Origin of the sequence: Amycolatopsis bullii, from assembly GCF_014654205.1 — a bacterium.
GTDB lineage: Bacteria > Actinomycetota > Actinomycetes > Mycobacteriales > Pseudonocardiaceae > Amycolatopsis > Amycolatopsis plumensis.
The window spans coordinates 158,370-177,680 of sequence record NZ_BNAW01000008.1; the positions used below are offsets into that span (position 1 = coordinate 158,370).

At 65.9% G+C, this 19,311-nt stretch carries 14 protein-coding genes; all 14 read right to left on the minus strand.

Features of this window, described 5'->3' with window-relative positions:
• Positions 1-4: 4 nt before the first annotated feature.
• The gene (locus tag IE317_RS13485) at positions 5-4,072 is read right to left on the minus strand and encodes a toll/interleukin-1 receptor domain-containing protein (RefSeq protein WP_191309843.1); all 4,068 of its coding nucleotides are present in this window, start codon (positions 4,070-4,072) and stop codon (positions 5-7) included.
• Positions 4,069-5,022 carry an AAA family ATPase gene (locus tag IE317_RS13490; protein WP_229902691.1) on the minus strand — a complete coding sequence of 318 codons (954 nt, stop codon included), beginning with the start codon at positions 5,020-5,022 and terminating at the stop codon, positions 4,069-4,071. Before IE317_RS13490 ends, IE317_RS13485 begins: the two co-directional genes overlap by 4 nt.
• An 11-nt stretch (positions 5,023-5,033) precedes the next feature.
• Positions 5,034-6,932, minus strand: a complete 1,899-nt coding sequence (locus tag IE317_RS13495; RefSeq protein ID WP_191309847.1) for a trypsin-like peptidase domain-containing protein — start codon at positions 6,930-6,932, stop codon at positions 5,034-5,036.
• 43 nt (positions 6,933-6,975) lie between these two features.
• The gene (locus IE317_RS13500) at positions 6,976-7,380 is read right to left on the minus strand and encodes a hypothetical protein (RefSeq protein WP_191309848.1); all 405 of its coding nucleotides are present in this window, start codon (positions 7,378-7,380) and stop codon (positions 6,976-6,978) included.
• A 331-nt stretch (positions 7,381-7,711) separates the two neighbouring features.
• On the minus strand, positions 7,712-8,221 hold the full coding sequence (locus IE317_RS13505) for a pentapeptide repeat-containing protein (RefSeq protein ID WP_191309850.1): 510 nt from the start codon (positions 8,219-8,221) through the stop codon (positions 7,712-7,714).
• 1,043 nt (positions 8,222-9,264) lie between these two features.
• Positions 9,265-10,158 (minus strand): IS982 family transposase, encoded by an 894-nt coding sequence (locus tag IE317_RS13510; protein ID WP_191309851.1) that lies wholly within the window; start codon positions 10,156-10,158, stop codon positions 9,265-9,267.
• A 423-nt stretch (positions 10,159-10,581) separates the two neighbouring features.
• Complete coding sequence (locus tag IE317_RS45585) at positions 10,582-12,321, minus strand: hypothetical protein (protein WP_444859540.1); 1,740 nt, start codon at positions 12,319-12,321, stop codon at positions 10,582-10,584.
• Positions 12,322-12,363: 42 nt separating this feature from the next.
• The gene (locus IE317_RS13525) at positions 12,364-13,461 is read right to left on the minus strand and encodes a 3-oxoacyl-[acyl-carrier-protein] synthase III C-terminal domain-containing protein (protein ID WP_191309856.1); all 1,098 of its coding nucleotides are present in this window, start codon (positions 13,459-13,461) and stop codon (positions 12,364-12,366) included.
• A gap of 2 nt (positions 13,462-13,463) precedes the next feature.
• Complete coding sequence (locus IE317_RS13530; RefSeq protein WP_191309857.1) at positions 13,464-13,661, minus strand: hypothetical protein; 198 nt, start codon at positions 13,659-13,661, stop codon at positions 13,464-13,466.
• A gap of 105 nt (positions 13,662-13,766) precedes the next feature.
• Positions 13,767-14,240 carry a cupin domain-containing protein gene (locus IE317_RS13535; RefSeq protein ID WP_191309859.1) on the minus strand — a complete coding sequence of 158 codons (474 nt, stop codon included), beginning with the start codon at positions 14,238-14,240 and terminating at the stop codon, positions 13,767-13,769.
• Between the two features lie 22 nt (positions 14,241-14,262).
• Positions 14,263-15,369 carry a hypothetical protein gene (locus IE317_RS13540; protein WP_191309860.1) on the minus strand — a complete coding sequence of 369 codons (1,107 nt, stop codon included), beginning with the start codon at positions 15,367-15,369 and terminating at the stop codon, positions 14,263-14,265.
• Between the two features lie 138 nt (positions 15,370-15,507).
• Positions 15,508-16,263, minus strand: coding sequence for a hypothetical protein (locus IE317_RS13545; protein WP_191309862.1), 756 nt, complete (start codon positions 16,261-16,263; stop codon positions 15,508-15,510).
• A 33-nt stretch (positions 16,264-16,296) separates the two neighbouring features.
• Positions 16,297-17,166, minus strand: a complete 870-nt coding sequence (locus IE317_RS13550; protein ID WP_229902693.1) for a L,D-transpeptidase — start codon at positions 17,164-17,166, stop codon at positions 16,297-16,299.
• 82 nt (positions 17,167-17,248) lie between these two features.
• Positions 17,249-19,168 carry a S53 family peptidase gene (locus tag IE317_RS13555; protein ID WP_191309863.1) on the minus strand — a complete coding sequence of 640 codons (1,920 nt, stop codon included), beginning with the start codon at positions 19,166-19,168 and terminating at the stop codon, positions 17,249-17,251.
• Between the last annotated feature and the right edge of the window lie 143 nt (positions 19,169-19,311).

Below are 19,311 nucleotides of genomic sequence, written 5' to 3' on the forward strand. Positions count from 1 at the left end.
AGCTTCATGTCGATCGCGCATCATCGAGGTTAGACCGGATGGCCCTGGTTGTGGGGTGGTCGAATCCCAACAGTCGCTCGCTGTCGGCGAGTACGGCTTCGTACAGGGGGATGGCTCGCGTCAGGTCGCCTGCCGTCTGGTAGGCGTAGGCCAGGTTGTTTCGTGAGGTCAGTGTGCTGGGGTGGTCGGGGCCGAGTATCCGCTCCCGGTCGGCGAGTACGGCTTCGTACAGGGGGATGGCTCGCGTCAGGTCGCCTGCCGTCTGGTAGGCGTAGGCCAGGTTGTTCCGCTCGGTTAGCGTGTCGGGGTGGTCCGTTCCCAGCACCCGCTCCCGGTCGGCGAGGGTGGCCTCGTACAGCGGAATGGCTCGCGCCAGATCACCCGCAGCCTCGTGGGCGGCCACCAGGCTACTCCGCGAAACCAGCGTGTCCGGGTGATCAGGCCCGCCCGTTTCCAGGGTGCTCTCGTAATGCATGCGTGCGGCGGCAGTGTCGCCAGCTGTCGCCGCAAGATTCCCCAGTTCATCGTGGATACCGCTGCTGCCGCGCTGAAACTCGGCGTCACCGTAGTCGGGCGCGGCCAACCGTTCGGCGACACCTTCAGCCGACTGGTTCGGCCGATGCGTGGTTTGCTGATCGACGACATCAGGCCGGCTCGTGATGATGCGAAGTAAAGGCTCGATACTTTCCCGGGAAAAGTCCATGATTACGTAATGGGTCACCGCGTGAGAGTTTATAAAACTCGGAAAGCCGCTGGGGGATCCGCTAGGCAGGACAACAGGCAGAATCTTACTCGACCAATGTTGCGGATCGCGGATTAAAAGGTCGCGAATCTGCGCCACGCCGGCTTGAGTGTCTCGAGTTTGCCCTGTAGGCGCAGTTTGGTTCTGGGAAAATTTCGCCGCGGGGGAAGACACAACGATGATAAAATCTGAGTCCACGACTTCGCGGCTCATCCACTCATACCAGTCCCGCCGCGTGTTTCCGGCCCATTGGTCGAACTGTGCGTCCACGCCAGATGACCGCAAAAGGTCAGCGAGTCTGTGTACCTCGTCCGCGTGGACCGGCGAGACGTGGTCATAGGCGATAAAGACTTTGGGATGATGTTCATCATCGACCATTTGCTCAGTAGTGTTAGTTGTGGCGGCTTGCTGTCGAGAGAAAAAGGCGAAGACGTAGTCCAAAATGCTCCCGTTGTCAATGAGCGTCGCCGGCCGAGTTGAGTATCCGGATAGATATCGATTGATGCGGCGCACGATCCCGCTTAAGGAGGCCGCTTCCGCTTCGTCGGACCCTCCTTGAATAGCACGAATAATGGCGCGAGTAAATCCCGGTTCGCTTGATTTCTCCATCGGCGTCGAAGAGGCGATCATGGCTATGTTTGACGTTTGGTGAAATTTTGCCGCCGTCTTGTTCATTTGGCGTATCGCATCTGCTGACGAGCCGGTGTTGATCACGATAAGCTGCATAAACCTCGATGAGCTGGCGAACAGTGCATTGCTGAGGTCATCGGCCGTTATTCCAGTGATGTCGACTTGGCCGGGTGTCGCGTCCGCAGGAAAGAATATGTACTTTCCGCGGGAAACCGAGGCATGACCTGACAGATAAAAAACCACCGCATCTTCGGGTTGGCGGCCTGGGTCCCGGATGAAGCGATGTAGATCGCCCAGGATTCGGCTCCTTGTCTGGTCGGCGGGAGCAAGTGACACATGCTCGTAGTCCAGCGACCGGAAAAATGCAACCAGCTCCGCTGACTCATCGGCCGCGTGTGGAAGAGCGGGAAAGGACGAAGTTGTGTAGTCGACGACGCAGGTAATAAGATAGCGGCGGCTGTTGGACCTTCTGGCTGGCGCTGAGGCAGCCAGTGTCTGACTACTCCGTAAAGCCTCGGAGATCACCGAAGCTACCCGTGGTGACTGAAGGTGCCAGGTCGCATCGGGCTGCACGTCGTTGAGCAATATCGTCCGAATTTCGCCACCGAACAGCTCTCGGAGATCGTAGCCAGCGGCCGCGACGTCGCCGCGAATCATGATGTTGGTCCACGACGTTATGCTCTCCGGCCACCGGTCGTGCAAGTTGCGGGATCGCCGAGGTGATGGATCGAGCCGGTCGAAGACCGGCGGGCTGCCGAGTGGTGCATTAAAAGTAACGAGTGTCCGCAACGGCCATTCTGGATGAGCGCACAACAACTCGTAGGCGACCACCGCTCCGAACGAGTTCGTCACAATCACCCGGGTGTCATCGGTGATAACGGCTTCAAGCCGTTCCCGTGCCGCCCGTCGGACGTCAGCGTTGTTGAAGTATGTGTACATTTGATCGACGTCGTTAGGCGAGAAGAGGTCGACAAACAAGGCGACGCTAATGCCCTTGTCCTCAATCGTTCTCGCAGCATCGGTGTCCCGAACATCGAGCAGACCCGAAATCAAGTCGCGAACGATACCGTCGGCGATCTGTTTAGCCGACAACGAAGAAGTGGCGTCGGGGACGCACACGATACCGGACGTGCCTCGGACCACCGGGGCCGCTGCGGACTTGGCATCGGTGGGCTTTACCGGGACCGCGGTTGCCTTGCGAAGGGTTGGAACCTCGTCCGGCGGCGTTGCGATTCCCAGCCTAATGGCCATGCCCCGACCCATTGCGGCGAACGGCACCAGGTCCCCATCTATAAATCTGGTTCCATGCGGATCGGCCAGTACCGCGCGGATGACGTTTCCCGTCCTCGCATTGCGTTCGAGGTGCTGAGTGAGCATCTCGTATATGTCCCATTCCTGGCTTGCAGTCGTGCCTTTGTAGAGTAGGTCTGCCACACCTGGCCTGAACCGCAGTAGCGGGGTCGTCGAGTCTGGGTCTTCGGGAAGTCGCTCCAGCAGTCCGCTGACGAGTATCTCCGCCAGCTGCCCGACTTCGGGCGCTGGGACCAGTTGATCGTGCAACGCTCGAATGAGTTGCAGTGACAGTAACGGTGCACCGGCCAGAATTCGAGCCAGGTGCTGAGCACCGACGCTCGCTCGAGACTGGAACGTGCTTACTTGATCGGCGGCGCTCAGCTTTGTACCCGGCGCGGCAATGGGCTCCGGTGGGCGAACCCAGACCGCGTCTACCCAATCGCTGCCGGAAACCACAGCGTCGACCCATCGCGCGATGTCGTCCTGGGATAGGGTAATGATCGGAACAGCCACATCGGCGGTGCCCGGATCGTCGCTCCACCAGTACGTCATAACTTTTGCGCTGGAGTTCGGGCTGGCCGGATGGTGGGAGCGGACTGTCGCGGACGGCTGCCCCGTCGCGGTGTAGCCCCAGTAGCTCCGAGGCAAGAGGTGCACCAGGGTCGTCGGCATCGCCTTCGCCCACCGGCTTAGCACATGCCAGGGCTGGTCTTCGTACCACCAGGTTGAGGTGGCGTCGGTCAGCAACAGCACCAGACGTCGCCCAGCCGGGTCGATAATGAAGTCCGAGCTGTGTGCCGTACCTGCGCTGTCGCGGAGCGTGAGCCCATCCAGCGACCAGCAGGCAACCGACCGGAACGCGCCAGTTCGACGAAGTGTCGCGGCGAACTCATCAATGGTGTCCGTCCAAACCATCGCCACTGGGGTCCGGTCGACGACGATCACGACATCCAGACCGCGCTCCTGGCTGGCCCCGGTGACGATCACGAGTCGTCCGGCGTCTGCGGTCGCCTCTATGGTGGCATCGACATCAACGACCTGCGGGCCGGGTCTGCGCACACGCCGGAACTGGGATAACGCGGTGACTGTGGTTTGCAACGGTCCGTTTGCCGGCAGCAACCGCAGCCCCACCTCGGTGACGGACACCGCCTCCGATTCTTGCGGCGATCGTTCTTCGTCGGTCAGTGCCAGATTGATGTTAAGTGACGTCTCGGCCGGGGTGTCGGCAGGTGCCTCGAGAGCTTCTGTGCTCGTCTGCGACGTCCTCTCGCCGATCACGTCGGCGGGCGATGTGGACGGACCAAAGGCGGCGGGATACTTTGCGGCCAACCATAGGGCTTCCGCGAGTTGTTCGCCTTGCAGTCCCGGCAGTGCGGCGGCGAGGGACCGAGCCAGTCGGTCGATCACTTACCGCTCAGCTCCTCCAGCAGGGTACTCTCCAGTCGCGTCCGGACCGTCTCGTCAAGCCTTGCGTCCATGTCGGACTCGCCGGTGACGAGATACAGATAGTTCAACAGCTGGTCAATGGCGAGTCGTTCGCCCCCGACCAGTCGCTGCGCAAAAGCGGTGATCATGGCGCGGTCCTGTTCGGTGACGTTGCCGAGATATCCCTCGACAACCTGCAGGAGGAACAGCTCTGTTGGCGTGCTCATCTCGAACCTGACGCACCGGCGCAAGAATGGCGCAGGGAAAGCGCGTTCGCCGTTGCTTGTCATGACGATGACCGGCCAGTGGGTTCGGCGCACAACGCCGGTCGGCACAGTATACGTCGCCCGGTCGTTGCCGCGGACCTTGAACGTGACGTCGTCTGATTCTTGGCTTGCTCTGGCGTCCCGGACCAGCGGCGGAATGTCGAACTCGCCTTCCTCCAAGATATTCAGCAGATCGCCAGGCAGGTCGAAGTCACTCTTATCGATCTCGTCGATGAGTACGGCACGCGGCTTCTCTTTGCAGGCGAGAGCGGTACCGAGGGGGCCGAGGGTGACGAAGTCTTCTACGTGCGTGCTGATGCCTACTGTTCCGGCCTGGGTGGCGTGTAGTCGACCCAACGCATCGTACTGGTAAAGGCCGTCCTGCAAGGTGCTGCGGGAGGTGATGTGCCAATTGAGCGGATCATCGAGGCCGAGCTCTGCTGCGATGAGGCTGACAAGAGTGGACTTGCCCGAACCGGGTGCGCCAGTTAGCAGTAGCGGCCGTCGCAGGTGCAGCGCGGTGTTTACCGCGTCGACCAGGTCGTCCGTGAGGACGAAACTGGTGATCGCAGTGGCACGCTGACGCCAAGGTGGTGGGTCGGGAAGGTTGCGCCAGGGCTCGGTTCCATCAGTCGGGCCATCGCCGGTGAAGATTCGCCACGGCACGTCGGTCTCCCTCATAACTGTGTCTGGATGTGTTCGGCTGGAACTGGGTAGGGAAGCCTGAAAACATCGCGGCCGCGAGGATCGTCCCAGATGATCACGGGATGGTCTTCGAACGAGGGTATCTCGTTTGGAATCTCAGTCCGGCGTGACTCGACGGGAATGCCTGCTGCTGCCTCGGCTACCCGCCGCCTGTGGTCGTGGTCTGAGTCGGCCGGGAACCAGATCAGGAACCCGCAGCCCTCTCGGAGGAATACGCGAAGTGGATCGTTGCTAGCGTTCTTTGGGTCGCCACCTACGAGCCAGGTCTGCTTGGCGTCGTTCTTGATCCACCGTTTCAGCTTGGCGCTGTCGGATAGAAGATTGTCTGGGATTGCCTCAGGCAAGGCCATCCAATTTGTCCGCGTTGTCCACGTGACGCAACGGCCATACAGCCGTCGATCGCGGAGGCGCGGCGACCATCGCAACCGTGGGCGACAGCTCTCGCTCAACGACTCCCAGTCGTCGTCTATTCCGAGGACCGGCCAGTGCTCGATGCGTTTGTCCAGCAGTGCGTAGGGCATGGCGATGTCGACCAGCACGGGCCAGGTTTGCGGTACATCGCGAAGCACACGGCGTAGCGCTGTGAGCAGACCCGTTTCCGTCGGCTCCACCGCGACTTCACCGGCGAGCTGCCCTGTGCGATCGAAGTGTGTCCACGCGATCCTCGCCGGCCAAGGCGGGCTGCTCGGCATCGGCTCGTCGCCAAGGTCGATCACCAGCCAGGCGGGTCCAGCATGTCGCTCCTCGTAATACGCCTGCGCGTCGCCGACCTGGTGACCGATTGCGGTGAGCCAGTTTGCCAGTATCGATGTGTCTCGCGGCGACGCGGAAAGCGCGGCAGCAGTTCCCACGACAAACTTGGCAAGAGCGCTCAGCTTACTCGGTGCGTGGCCAGGCTCACGAACGTCAGCGGCCTCGACCAGCAGAGCGTCGAGAGCAGTTCCCTTGGGCCAACAACCGACCTCGCGTCGATAAATTACCTGCAGTCGGCCGATCTCCAGCTGCGTCGCGCCGATTTCCATGAGGACTGGTTTGGCAGCAAGGGCGGATCGCAGTGCATGAAGCCGGTCGGCGAGCCGGGACCTTGGTTCGGGCGGAACAATCTGAAGTATCTCCGTCAGGGTAAACCGCTCCGGTAGGGGGACATTGGCTGCCTCAAAGTCCGGTCGACTGGCTGTCATCACGTCGGGAGATAACTCTACCTCTACCGCCGGGCGTGGCGGTGGAGTGCTACGCCGCACAGCATTTTTTACGACAGGAAACACGTCCTGGAGGTCGCTCATGCGGCGGACGACAAGACGGCCGCCAAGCGCGGCCCGACCGGACGGGCCAGCTTTCGGGAACTTCGAGACGATTCCTACGACTCGTTCCCGGCCGTCGACGTCGCGACGGGCTACTGGGCCCCCCGACATGCCCTTTGGGTTTTCCGGGTATGCGGCGCCCAGACCATGTACCTGCAGGGTAATTGCCAACCTTTGCCCATGTCTGAACGTGGTTGTCTGCACGGTCCCGTTGAGTGCGGTGGCGAACTCGGCTGTGTTCAATTCTGGAAACCCGAACACGCGGATATCGTCGTGTTCCAGCACGTCGATGCCTAGCGCCAGCGCTGCAGAGTCGAGGCGTCCGCGCTGTTCGAAGGCTTTCTTGCCCCCTCGCTGTTCGTCGACAACGAGCAAGGCGGCGTCGAGGCTTTCACAATGCGCCACATGTTTGAGGGGGATGATTGCTGGCACATCGGCGTCGGGCCACGGTTGTAGTCTTATCCACCACGGCGCATTAGTGCACTCGCTGACGCAGTGCCAGGCTGTCAGCACATAGCCATCGCCGATGGCGAAAGCGCTACGCACCTGAGCATTCCGCCAGTCGTGCATTTCATCGGAGGTAAGCAGCCTCCCGACACCGTGCTCCACTGCGTCACTGCTTGCGCAGGGTCAGGCTGACCTCGACGGTGGCCTCTCCGGTCGAAGTGAAGAGGGCCTCGACCGCCTTGCCGGCGCCGATTGTCGCCTTGATGCCGAATTTCAAAACGACGTCGTTAATTCCGAAAGAGCCGGCCTCGATCGCCTTCTCGCCGTGCTGCTCGATCCCGGCGACGACGCCGCGGACAACAAGACCGATCTCCTGCCCGACGGCCGCCGCAGCTGCATGTAGTACCTTGTGCCCCATCTCGGCCACGCGCTTGCCCGCGTCGCGAGCTCCCATGGCTGGGGCGTAGCCGTCATCATCGACCTGCTCGCTGTCGCTAAGCAACGTCGATGGAGCCAGTAATACACCAACAGATAGGTTGTCTGGCCCTGTCACCACGACGTCGCTGTCCATCCCGACTCCCATCCTCATGTCGGTAGATATTCGCGACGAACAGGCCACTTGTTACAACGCCTGGCGAGATCGACTCCGCTTCACCGCATGTGCCCAACCTAGCCAGGTAGATGCGGCGGTCGGCCTGAGCGGCAGGTATGGCATCGACGGCCATGAGCGAGAACATCGTCTGGAATAGCGATGTCGCCGGTGCGATCAAACTTGCAGACGACTCCGAACCGGGCCGCTAGGGCGCACTTGCTCGGCCACCCACACCGTGAACCTCGCTGCCCGCCAGATCCGGCTCAGTGGTGGTTGCCCCTGGACTGCTGGTGGCGCACCAACAGCCGAACTAGCGCGAGATTGGCTCTGGAGTTCGGGTGGGGCAGAAGCCGTCGGCGACAGCCGTGTGCGTGGTGCAGTCCATGATCCGCGCTCGCACCCAGGGGTGTTCGTGCAGGCTGGGCGGGAGCATCGTGGTGTTGTCGATCAAGGCACTCGCGAGCTGGCCGGCGTCGAGGCCATGCGTGTCACCGAGGTGAGCGCCGGTGAGGTCTGCGCCGGTCAGGTCTACGCCGGCCAGTTCTACGTAGCGCAGATCGGCACGGTGGAGGTGGGCTCTGTGCAGGCATGCGTCACCGAGCATGGCGCCGCGCAGGTCGGCGTAGTTCATGACCGCCCGGGTGAGGTCGGCTCCCCGTAGGTCGGCGCGGCGCATGTCGGCTCCGGTGAAGTAGATCGACGCGAGCCGGGGTGGGTGGTCGAATTCGTGCGTTCGGATCGAGACGCGTGGCAGCGCGGTGTCGATCAGGATGGGCAGGTGAGCTTCCGTGCGTGGGGGACGGCGCGCGATCACGGTCATCACGGCTTACCGGTTGGGCGGGGTCGAGCCACGGTGGTTTCAGCGCCTCGGCTTCGTCGGGACGTGGCGGGAGGTTCGATCGGGCGCGTACGTAGCTGCACAGCAGCTCGAGGATTGCCGCGTGGTCGCGCGGCGATTCTCTCCAAATCTGTTCAAGGCCGTAGATGCCGCCGAGGCGTTCCTCGGGGGTGGGGGCGCCGAGCTGTGCGGCCGCCTTGTGGAAGCGTTCGGTGACCTGGCCGCGTCGAGCCAGCACGAACGATCGAGCGCTGAAGGCCGCTCCGCTGAGGGTTGCGGCGCCGCCGAGGGCAATCAGCACCGTTTGACGGACCGTGTTGAGCGCGTCGGCTTGTCCCTTCCCTCGCATGTTCCGGACAGTGTCGGTGCGTAGGCGCCTTGGTCGCACGGCTGCTGTACCGGAGCGTGGCCAAGAGACGTGTGTCTGCATCAGCCGTCAGTAGTACCAATATGGGTATTATGTCGATTTTGTGCGAAGGTGTCGACGACGAGGCGGCAGGCTGTCGGGGTTCCGATTGCTGTCGAGTTCGCTCGGCAGTGGTAATAGTGTCGTCCTTCCGGTTGAGGAGCGATCGGTGGCAGCAGTTGCCGCACGTCGATCGAGTGGTTCGAGCTACGGCCACAGTTGGGAGCATGACACCCTCGGAGCCGGCTGTGTACCGGCTTCTGGGATCGACATTCAGAGCGTTGGAGCGCTCCGAGCGTCATCGGCGGCCTCTCCGCAAGCGGGGAGGCCGCCCTTTCGTGACTCTTCGTATCACCGCGTTGCAAGAAGCCTATTGCTGCGCGTCTACTCCTGAGACCGTCCGCGCGACGACCGGCGCCTACGGCACGCCGAGCGAATCCGGTTCGATCAGTCCGGACGTATCCACGGGCCGGTCGTGACCCCGGCGATAGACGGTCGGAGACCGGGTGATGGCCCACTGACCTCGGACATTGCCTCGATGGTGACTAGACCGCGCTTGGCGCACATCACGACGCGTGGCTAAGGGCGCATGCCCTAGACGAGTAATGCGTAACTCGGGTTAGTGGTCGTAGGCGGTTAGGGATCGGGTGACGGGCTGCCCGGTGGCGCGGTTGTGCCAGATGGCGGCGGTGAGGGCGAGGGGGCGTTGGGCGACGCGGACTCCGACGCCTTCAATGGTGCGTCCGCCGTGCTCTTCGACGTTGAGCTGGCCTTTGAGGGTGTCGTTGACCGATTCGATGAGCTGGCGGATGGACTTGAGCAGCGGTTCGCCCGGGTGAGGCGTGCGGTTGCGGTAGGACGGCCGGATCAGCCGGATCCCGCGTTCGGTGAGGTAGTGGTCGAGTTCGCGGGAGACGTAGCCCTTGTCGGCGATGATCAGCAGACCCGGACGGTCGGCGAGCAGATGGGGTTCGTGGTCGCAGATCGCCATGAGCACCTGCCGCTCGTCGACCTTGGGATCGGCCCGCGCCCAGGCGATAGGCAGTCCGGCTGGAGTGCAGACCAGATGCAGGCGCAGGCCCCAGAACCAACGCGAGTGCGAGCGGCAGAAGCCGTACTTGGCCCAGCCGGCCAACTGTGAGCGCTTGACCGTCGGCCGGGACCGGCCGCACTCCACCAGGGTCGAGTCGACGATCCAGGTCGCGTCGGCCCACAGGTCCGTGTCCGCCGCCAGCCAGCGCATAACCTGCTTGACCAGCGGCAACGCGGCGCGCAGGCGACGGTTGTAGCCGGACTGGCCCGGCAGGTACCGGAACGCGCCGGGCATGCGGACGGGCAGGAATCGCAGCCAGCGGGCCTCGGAGGTGAATCCCAGCAACGCCTGGGCCACCGCCAGGGTCACCAGCTCCGCGTCGGTCAGCTTCGGCGGTCTACCCATCCGTCGCCTGCCGACAAGGTGGTCGTCGATCTTGACGTAGAGTGCGGTGAGAAGGGTGTTCAGGTCGGTCGTCACAAACTGATCTTGAACACCCTTCGCCCATCTCTGATCACCAGCCAGACTTACGCATCACTCGTCTAGAGCATCCGCTTGGCACGTCGGGGAATCTGACCTTTGGGAGTCCTCCAGGAGAAGATCCTCATTGACGTCGGCGGCGGGCGATCGCGCGGAGCGCCAGCTCGTGCGGCAACCGCCGCTCCTCCTGAGCATGCGCCAGGAACGCTCTGGCGCTGGTCGGCGATCTACTCGGTGCCATCAATACGCCTGCTCGTATCGCCATGACAAGCTCTCAGACCAGGTGATGTGACGGCCGGTCAGTTTCAACCCAGCCGAATCCGCGCCCCGCGGCAAACCCGTCCAGGTGTCCAGAAACATCGGGGCGGTTGACGAGTTGATATTTCTGGCGGATGCTGAAGCTAATGGTGTCGATGTAGGCAGTCAGTTGGATCCGTGGCACCAGCCTCCCCTGCTTCGTAGCTCCGGAGGTTTGCGATGTCCGATTCCACTGTGAGCACGCCGCGTTTCCTGACTGTCCGTCAGGCGGCTGACTTGCTCGGTGTCTCTGCGATGACCATCTACCGTGCCGTAGACGAGGGTTCCTTCCCAGCGATTCGAATGCGTGGGCGTATCTCGATCCCCACAAAGGCCATCGACGCGATGGAGGAAGTCGCCATCTCGGAGATGAGGACGGTCTCCTCCGATGAGGTCACGCTGCCTATGAGGGACAGCCTCGATGCTGGCGGTAGGTGAAGGTCCTTCTTTGGGGCGTCGAGAGCCGATTCCGGTGACTGTGGCCCTCAGGCTGTGGTTGAGCGCGAATTGGAGCCTGTCGCGCTGATGCTGCGATCGCAGCCTGAGGGGGTCCGCTTGGCCGAGGGTGGGGGTGTACGGAGTGGGGGAAGTTAATTCTGTGTTGTGATTTTCCTCTGCGGCCTCAGTCAAGATGAATGCGTCGCAACCTGTCTTTCCTCCGGTGTACTGGTGCACGCGTTTGAGCATGCCCAGTTTGAGTGCTGCATCTCGTGCGCGCCGGACAGTCTTAGGATCGAGGTTGGCGCGCTCGGCCCAGTGTCGAATCGAGATAGATCCCCGTGTGGCGAGGACGGCGTGCGCGAAGGCGTCGAGGGCGGCGTACAGGCTGCTGACGCGTACGCCTGCGATCGTGTCGTTGCGCCCTCCGGGACCGGATCTCTGTGCCACATGGCGTTCTACGGCCGCGTGAAGTGCCGCTTGGACCTGCTGGAGTCGGCGAGGTGAGGGTTCACGTACGCCGCCGGTAGCTTGGTGAGGTCCGAGGCGTATCCGTCGCGGCCGGGTTTCTGTCGCTTCGCGGAGGGCGGGTAACCAGCGGCTGCGGCGCCAGGCGTTCCTTCCGAGGTGGGCAGCCTGGGTGGGAGAAGCCTGGTGGAAGAGGTTCCATGCCTGCTGTTCGGTGAGGCCACGTTCGGCGGCGGCGATGGTGGTGGCGGGCGCCCAGAACCAGCGTCGCCAGGCGTTCTGGCCGATCTCGCGGGCTTTGGTGCCGCTGAGGTTGGCGAAGGCCCAGGCGTGCGCGGTGCTGTGGCCGGCGCGGGCAAGGGCGAGGGCGTGGCCGTATTCGGATTCGGATCTACTGCGGCCGGAGCCGCGTCGCTGGCGCGCGGGTCGCGCTGTACGCGTGGTTGTGGACGTGACGGGCCTGTCTGCGTCGGCCGTCCTGAGTGTGCAGCTCAGGACGGGGCTGGGCAGGCCGTGCCGGTGCGGAGAGGAGGTGAGCCGGAGGGTGGAGCGGGCGGTAGCGGAGACGTTCTGTCGGCTGGCGACGGTGCGGACGACGAGCTGGAGCTCGTCCCGCAGGGACGGCGGTGTCTTGATGATGAGGTGGGTGTGGCCGGGGCGGCCGGAGTCGCGGCGCAGCCAGGGCAGCCCGTGGCGGTCGGCCCAGAGGAGCAGCTGTTCGGCGACCACGTCGCTGGCGTCGACACCGGCGCCAGTGTCTTCGGGGTCGATGTCGATGGCGAGCAAAGGTGGCCGGAGTGTGCCGACGATCGCGCGTGCCGCACTGTCGGTGTTGAGGATGTCGGTGGCGTCGTCGAGGTGGTGGGTGATCGTGTGTGCGGCGTTGTCGGTGTCGATGACGATGAACGGGGGGCCGAAGAGTGCCTGGTCGAGGCGTGACGGGAGGTAGGCTTCGGGCATGGGAAGTCCTTGGGGGCTCGGCGTGGCGCGGCGAGGTGTTGGTCAGGTCGGGACGTCGGCTGGAGCGCGCCAGGGCCAGCGCAGCGGCGGCGCGAGGGCACCCAGGCCTGTCGCCGAGGTATCGATGCGCAGGATGACGGCGGTCCAGGTCATCCCGATGCCGATGCCGAGCAGCGCGACGTAGTCGCCTGGGCTGACGGCGCCTCGGGCGAGCAGGTGAGTGAGGCCGATGATCTGGTCGTTGGGTCCGATGTGGCCCCATTGGTCGCCGGCGTGGCAGAGGGTGCGGTCGGCGGTGATGCCGAGCGGTTGCAGACATTGGGTGTTGAGGAGGTGTCGGCCGTAGTGCGGCAGCAGCACCCAGCGCAGCTGGTCGAGGCCGAGGTCGGCGTCGTGGAGCGCTTCGTCGATGACGGCGCGTATGCCATCGTGGTTGCGGCGGATGACCGAGTCGGAGCCGACGACATCGGTGTACTGGCGTTTGCGCTCGCGGATTCGTTCGATGCCGAGCTCGGTGGTGCCGGCGGGGGCGAAGTGGTGGTTGCCGCGGTGGAGTTGTTCGAGGGTGGGGTCGATGTAGGAGCTGGTGGCGAGGATGTGGGCGAGGCCGGGGTGGCGGCCGAGGATGAGGGCGGAGCCGCCGTCGCCGTAGGCGATGCCGTGGTCGGCGGTGAGGTGGTCGAAGGCGGGTGGGCCGAAGGTTTCGCCGCCGGTGAGCAGGACGGTGTCGAGGTCGGGGCTGCCGGCGAGGACGCGGGCGGAGATGTCGATGCCGCCGGCGAGGCTGTTGCTCATGGCGTTGAGCTCGGTGGCGATCCCGGGGCCGGCGGGGAGGCCGAGGCGGGAGCGGACGTAGGCGGCGCGGGACCAGAAGTCGATGCCGCGGCTGCCGCGCCAGATCGCGGCGTGGAAGTGCAGGTCGGGAACGGGCAGCGATCCGGTGGTGGTCATGGCCATGCTGGCGAGCGCGTTGCGGCCGGCCCGGACTGCGAGATCCATCCCGGTGCTGTCGCGGGCGATCGACACGGCGCGCTGGCTGGTCGCGCCGCGCAGTGTCCGGCTGGACTCGAGGTCGTCGATGGCGACGATCTCGCCGAGCGCGGCGCCGACGCCGCGCAGGTGGAGGTTCTTCCAGCGCATCGTTAACACCGCCCCGTCTGGCTGGGGCGTGTCGAGGTGTCGGTGTGGTCGGTGATGATGGCGTCGACCGAGCCGTAGTAGGCCCGGAGATGATGGGTCTTGATTCCGACGCAGGCGGCGATTTCGTCGAGCGTGAGCGGTCCGCCAGGCGGCGGCTGGTCGAGCAGGTCGCGGACGGTGTCGGTGATCCAGGTGCGCATGGGTCTCCCCGGTCGAGCGGCTGGTGTGGCACGCCAGGTGACGGGAGGGCGCCGAACAGACTGATCGGCGGGTGGCGTGGCGCTGGACGGAGGGTGAGAGCGGAGTCAGGTTCGGCGGGCGCGGCCGCTGCGCCGGGTGAGCAGAGCCTTGTGGTGGGCGCGGCGCAGGTCGGGGATCTGGTCGCGGGCGACAGGGTCGAGTTCGGGCATGCGGTGGATGTCGGTGTCGAAGCCGGGGTCGGTGCGGAAGACCAGGGCGAGGACGGAGGCGTTGTTGCTCAGGTTGACCACCGCATACGGCAGCGTCGGCGGGATGTAGATGATGTCCCCGGCACGGGGGTGGAACGGTTGCATGGTGTTGCCGGATAGGACGGCGACGTGGCCGCTGATGATCGCGACCGCGGTTTCGGTTGCGTCGTGGCGTTGCGGGGCCAGGGTGGTGGCTCCAGGCAGGTGCATCCGGCCACCGGAGAGTGCGCGGGCGGGCACGATCCCGGTGCGGAGGATCGGGGTGAGCGTCTCGCCTTCGTCGGCAAGCTGGCCGGCGGCGGACGGCGTCGGCGTGGTCGTGGTGTCCATCTCGGCAGTCCTCTCGGTGGGTTCAGCGGGCCGGGGTGTCGGTGGTGTGGTGGGCGAGTTCGCAGGCGAGCGCGGCGTTGGCGACGGCGTCGGGGACGAGCCGGCGGCCGTGGCCGCAGGCGGCGGCGACCGCGAGCACGGGCCGGTCCAGCTCGGTCTCGACCAGCCTGAGCGCGGTGCGGGAGTCTTTGGGGTGGGTTTCGTCGACGAGTCCGGCGACGACGTCGATGTCGCGGCGCAGGTGTCGCAGTGCGCGGTAGAACCGCGGATCCGTCGGGGGCGCTTGGGTGCCGGTGCACATCGGGATGTGCGCGGTTGGCATCGGGAGCCGCAGCCGCTGAAGCTGCTTGTGCAGCGCGTTGAGGAACTGCACGGCGGGCACGAGGTCGGTCAGAGCAAACAGCGGCTGGTGGCCGAGGTCGCCGTGGCAGAGGTGGATGCGCCACGTTGCCTCGCGGGGGCCGTCGGCGAAGACCCGGGCGACCTGCTTGGCCAGCGCCCGCACCGCCGCCGGCCAGAGCGGCCTCGGGGTGCGGTCGAGTGTCGCGAGGACGGCGGGGGTTTCGAGCTGGAAGACGACCTGGTTGCCGTGCTGGCGGTGGATGGTGTGGACGTCGTCGAGCACGGCCTGGCGAAACGCCGGCAGGTGCGTGACCGCGGCCGCGGGGCTGCCGAAGGTGAACAGCGCCAAGTCGTAAGGGTTCGGGATCGACACCTGGTGTGGTGGGAAGTCGCGGTCGTCGTGCAGCTGGGCGCGGGCGGCCATGACGGTGTCGGTGTGTGCGGCGCGGCCGAGGGACAGATCGTCGGGTTCGAGCCAGTGGCCGTGCTTGAGGCGGTAGGTCGGCATGTCGTCGTAGTCGGCGGAGTGGCCGGTCCGGACGGGTTCGAGCGCGTCGACGGTGGCCAGGCCGTCGAGCCAGTCGATGATCCACCGCGGGTCCGGGTCGCACGGCAGTCCGGTCAACGCAGTGTTGGGGGTGTGGTCGAGGAACCACTGCATCGTTGCGCGGTGGTCGCCGGTCAGGGTGGCGGGCAGCGAGCCGACGAAGTGCACGGCACGGACGTCCTCGGAGGATGCGTTGTCGAGCTGGTCGTTGCTGGGGTGGCTGAACACGAGCGTGGACATGGGAATCTCCCCTGGTGGGCGAAGTCGGTTGAGTTGTGCGGGGCGTGGGGAGGCCGCCGGCGGGGACATGGGGAGCGGGAGGGGTGCGCGGGCCCGCAATGGAGGGTTTGGGGGTGCGGGCCCGCGCGGCCTGGAGGGTCAGCCGGTGACGGCGACGTGTCCGGGCTTAGGCTGCGGCTTGGGTGCGGTCCGGTCACCCGGGTTGTCACCCTGCTGGTGCCGCTGGCCCGGCACACCCGGCCGGGAGGTCCCGGGGGAGCCGGGCTTGTGCGTCGGGGCGGGTCGGGTGCCGGTGGGCATATTGCCTGTCGGCGGCGGCAGGGTGCCGGCGCCGCAGCTGACCGTCGCCACCGTCACCGTGATCGCCGTGCCCGTGGTCGGCTTGCTCGACGTCGGCGCGCCGGACTCGTTCGTGCGGGCGGGGGCGGTGCTGGTGGTCACGGTGATGACCCCGGCGGTGCCGTGGCCGCCGGGTGAGACCTTGAGGTTGCCGCTGCCGCTCTTGGGGGCGCTGGTGGTGATGGCGCCGTTGCGGCAGGTCGCGGTGAACGGCCCGACCGTGGTCCCGCCGACTCGCAGTGTCGCGACGCGGGCTTCGGCGAATCCGGCGCCGGCCTGCAGGCTGATGCCGTTGGCCACTACGGCACCGCTGGGACTGGACACCGAGCCGCCGGCGGAGGTGATAGCACCGCTGCTGGATATGCTCGGCCGGGCGGGTTTGAGGGTTTCACCGCCGGAGACAGAGATCCCGGTCGCCGTCGATGTCGCCGCGGCGGCCGCGAGGGCGGGCGGTGCGGCGGTCGCGGGGGTGCAGCTGGAGGCGAAGGTGGTGAGGGTGCCGATGAGCAGCGCTCCGGCTCCGGCGGCCGCGAGGGCGCTACGGGTGGTGTTCATAGCGGGTTCTCCAGATATGTTGACGCGGTTGGGTTAGCGGATGAGGACAGGGGTGCCGATGGGCACCGGATCGGCGGGATTGGTTAGGGTGGCCAGGGCGTCGGCGGGGATGCGGATGCATCCGTCGCTGGAGGGGCGGCCGAAGACGTCGGTGGTGGGCCAGCCGTGGATGCCGGTGGTGCCGGGTCCGCCGCCGTAGGTGGTGTAGGTCGCCGAGTGGATCCCGAGCGGGAAGATCACCGGGCTGAACTTCTGCGTCGCATCGGTCATCGAGGCCAGCACGAAGGTCCGCCCCGTCGGGGTCGGTGCGGCCGTGGTGCCGACTCCGACGCTCCAGGTGCCGATCTGCTGGTGGTCGCGGTAGAGCGTGAGCCGGAACGCGGCCCGGTCGATGACGATCCAGTTGGTCGTCGACCGGATCGTGAGCGTGTTGTCCTGGGTGGACAGCCAGCCGGTGGAGCCGTTGGGCCGGGACGGCAGCAAGACCTGCACCCAGCCCGGTTCGTCGGCGATCACCGGAACCCAGGTGTCGGACCCGAGCTGTGTGGTCGGCAGGACGGCGATGGCCGCCCCGCCGGGCTGGTCGAACACCGGTACCGGCTTGGTGGGGTGCACGAGCTGCCCGTCTGGGACCTCCGCAGCTGTCTCATCCAGGGGAGCGGTCGGCACCGTGCCGAAGGTGCTGGCCTCGGGTAGCCCGGCCAGATTGGGGACTGCGCGGGCCGCCACGACCGGGGCGTGCAGCTCGACTCCCAGCTCGACCGGCTCGGCTCCGTGAGAAGCGTCGGGCGTGGGGTGCGACGGTGCGAGGAGTACTCCCGCGGTGGCGACCATCGTGATGGCAGCCAGCCAGAGCGCGAGCACCCGCCACCGGTTTGGTGCCGGTCGTAGCGTCTCGGACATGGAGTAGTCCTTCCAAAGGGTCGTTGAAGGCCGTGGTGGGCCCGCCCGCTGTGGAGTGGGCCCACCACGAAAGCGGTCGTGGCTACTGGGAAAGCGCGGTGATGAAGCCGTCGGCGGGGGTGCCGAGCCCGGTGACGGGGTCCCAGCCAGGGCTGCTTTGCAGGTTCTGTGGGCGGGCGTCGAAGTCGATCAGGTAGCTGCCCTGCCCGCCGGGGACGGCGACGCCGCCGAAGGCGTGCATCATCGGCGTCCAGACTCCGGCCTTCTGCGGGACGACGTCGGTGATGGCGCTGGATCCGCCCAGGCTGTAGAGGATAGGGGTGAGCATCCCTGCGCGTGCGTTGCCGGAGCGGGCCTGCTGGGCGTCGGCGACGAGCCCGGCGATCAGCGGCGAAGCCAGAGAGGTGCCGCCGTAGGAGCCGATACCGAACTGGCCCTTGATGGTCTGCCCGACCAGCATCCCGGTGTAGGAGTCGGCCAGCGCCGCGATGTCCGGGACCCCGCGCTTCTCGCCGTTGCCAGGGACGAAGCCCACCTGCCAGTTCGGCATGTAGTAGAGCGCGGAGCTGCCGCCGCCGGCGCCGGAGGCAAACGGGCCGTCGGTATCTTGCTGCGGTGCCCAGCTGCTGCCGGACTGGCTGTTGCCGCTGTTCTCCCAGCCGGTCAGCACGGTGGGCTGGTTGTTCTGGTCCAGCCCGACGCTGGTGCCACCGACCGCCACGACCCACGGGCTCGAGGACGGGAAGCTGGCGGTGGGGTGGCCGACGGGGCCGGAGTTGTTGCCGGCGTCGCCGGTGGACACCGTGACGGTCTGGCCCTGGATTGCGGCCTGCAGCGCCATCGCGTTGAACTGATCCCGTGCCATCTGCGGCAAGCTGTTCTCGCCGTCGGCGTTGCCGTAGCTGTTGCTGATCACGTCCACGGCATTGTCGGCGACGGCCAGGTTGAACGCCTCGTAGATCCCGGTGCCCTTGCAGGTCTTCCCGGCGTAGTAGCGTATCTTCGCCGCCGGGGCGATGGTGTGGGAGGCCTGCACGTCCAGCGTCTGCTCGGCCGCCCAGCCCTCGGCGCCGCACTCGGTCGCGTCGGTGAACCCGCCCTCGGGCAGGACCGCGCTGTACTGGCCGTCGGCCAGCGGCGGCACGCCGAGCTGGTCGGCGGCCTGGTTGGTGTCGGCGACGATGGTGTCGGAGTTGTAGGCGCCGACGACCCCGATCGTCGTCCCGGCTCCGGTGTTTCCGTTGTCCAGCTTGTACATCGCGCGTACCTGGGTGCCGGTGTAGCCGCAGAGTGCGTTCGATTGGAATCCGGACGGGTATTTCTGCGGGACGTCGGTGTTGTTCTGCTCGCCCCACCAGCGGGCGCAGTGCTGTTCGGTTGCCGCCGCGTTGGTGCGGGTGTGCTGGGGTTTGAGCAGGGTGGCGCTGTCGTCCAGGCCGAGCACGGCGGTGATCGATGCGCGCAGCGAGATCGGCACGGTGACCGGCGATGCCGGGGCCGTGAGGGTGCGGGTGGCGCCGTCGATCCGGGTCCGGAAGGCGGCGATCCTCGTCCCGAACGCCGACTCCAGCGCGGTGGTTGGGCCTTCGGCGTCGACGAAGTGGCGGTTGGCGCTGACCCCGGTCACGTGGAGGCCCTGCGTGGCCATCCAGTGCGACACCTGGTCGACGGTGTCCTGCGTGGCGGCGAATCGGTCGAGGAATTGGTGTGAGGAAAGGAACTTTCCGTACTCGGCGCTACCTGGCGTCGCCAGCTGGGCGGCGAGGCGTTCGGCGCCTGCCTGGTCGCGCAGTGCCAGGGCTACCTGGATGTGCCGGACGGTGTTTCCGTCGGCGTGGGCGACTTCCGTGTGCGGGGTGGCCCAGGCGGGGGTGCTCCCGGTGATCGGAGTGCGGTCAGCGGTGTCGCCGCTGGGCGTACTGGGTGCCGCGACGGCGGTGGCCACAGTGGAGGCGAGTAGAGCCGCGGTCGCGGCGAGGGCATGCCAAAGACGGCTGTGCATCGAGGTTTCTCCTTGTAAGAAAAGGGAAAGCCATCCAGCTTTGCGTCGGGTGATCGACGGGCGTGCTGAAGGGCGTGCCTCGTGCCGCAGCCAGGGTTACGCGAAGAGGGGCTGAGCGGAGACGTCAAGGGGACCACAAGACC

Coding starts and splice junctions, on each gene's coding strand:
- IE317_RS13500 (WP_191309848.1), bottom strand. CDS start 7,380: ATGGACAGCGACGTCGTGGTGACAGGGCCAGACAACCTATCTGTTGGT.
- IE317_RS13535 (WP_191309859.1), bottom strand. CDS start 14,240: ATGGACACCACGACCACGCCGACGCCGTCCGCCGCCGGCCAGCTTGCC.
- IE317_RS13530 (WP_191309857.1), bottom strand. CDS start 13,661: ATGCGCACCTGGATCACCGACACCGTCCGCGACCTGCTCGACCAGCCG.
- IE317_RS13550 (WP_229902693.1), bottom strand. CDS start 17,166: ATGTCCGAGACGCTACGACCGGCACCAAACCGGTGGCGGGTGCTCGCG.
- IE317_RS45585 (WP_444859540.1), bottom strand. CDS start 12,321: ATGCCCGAAGCCTACCTCCCGTCACGCCTCGACCAGGCACTCTTCGGC.
- IE317_RS13495 (WP_191309847.1), bottom strand. CDS start 6,932: ATGCACGACTGGCGGAATGCTCAGGTGCGTAGCGCTTTCGCCATCGGC.
- IE317_RS13525 (WP_191309856.1), bottom strand. CDS start 13,461: ATGCGCTGGAAGAACCTCCACCTGCGCGGCGTCGGCGCCGCGCTCGGC.
- IE317_RS13555 (WP_191309863.1), bottom strand. CDS start 19,168: ATGCACAGCCGTCTTTGGCATGCCCTCGCCGCGACCGCGGCTCTACTC.
- IE317_RS13545 (WP_191309862.1), bottom strand. CDS start 16,263: ATGAACACCACCCGTAGCGCCCTCGCGGCCGCCGGAGCCGGAGCGCTG.
- IE317_RS13540 (WP_191309860.1), bottom strand. CDS start 15,369: ATGTCCACGCTCGTGTTCAGCCACCCCAGCAACGACCAGCTCGACAAC.
- IE317_RS13505 (WP_191309850.1), bottom strand. CDS start 8,221: ATGACCGTGATCGCGCGCCGTCCCCCACGCACGGAAGCTCACCTGCCC.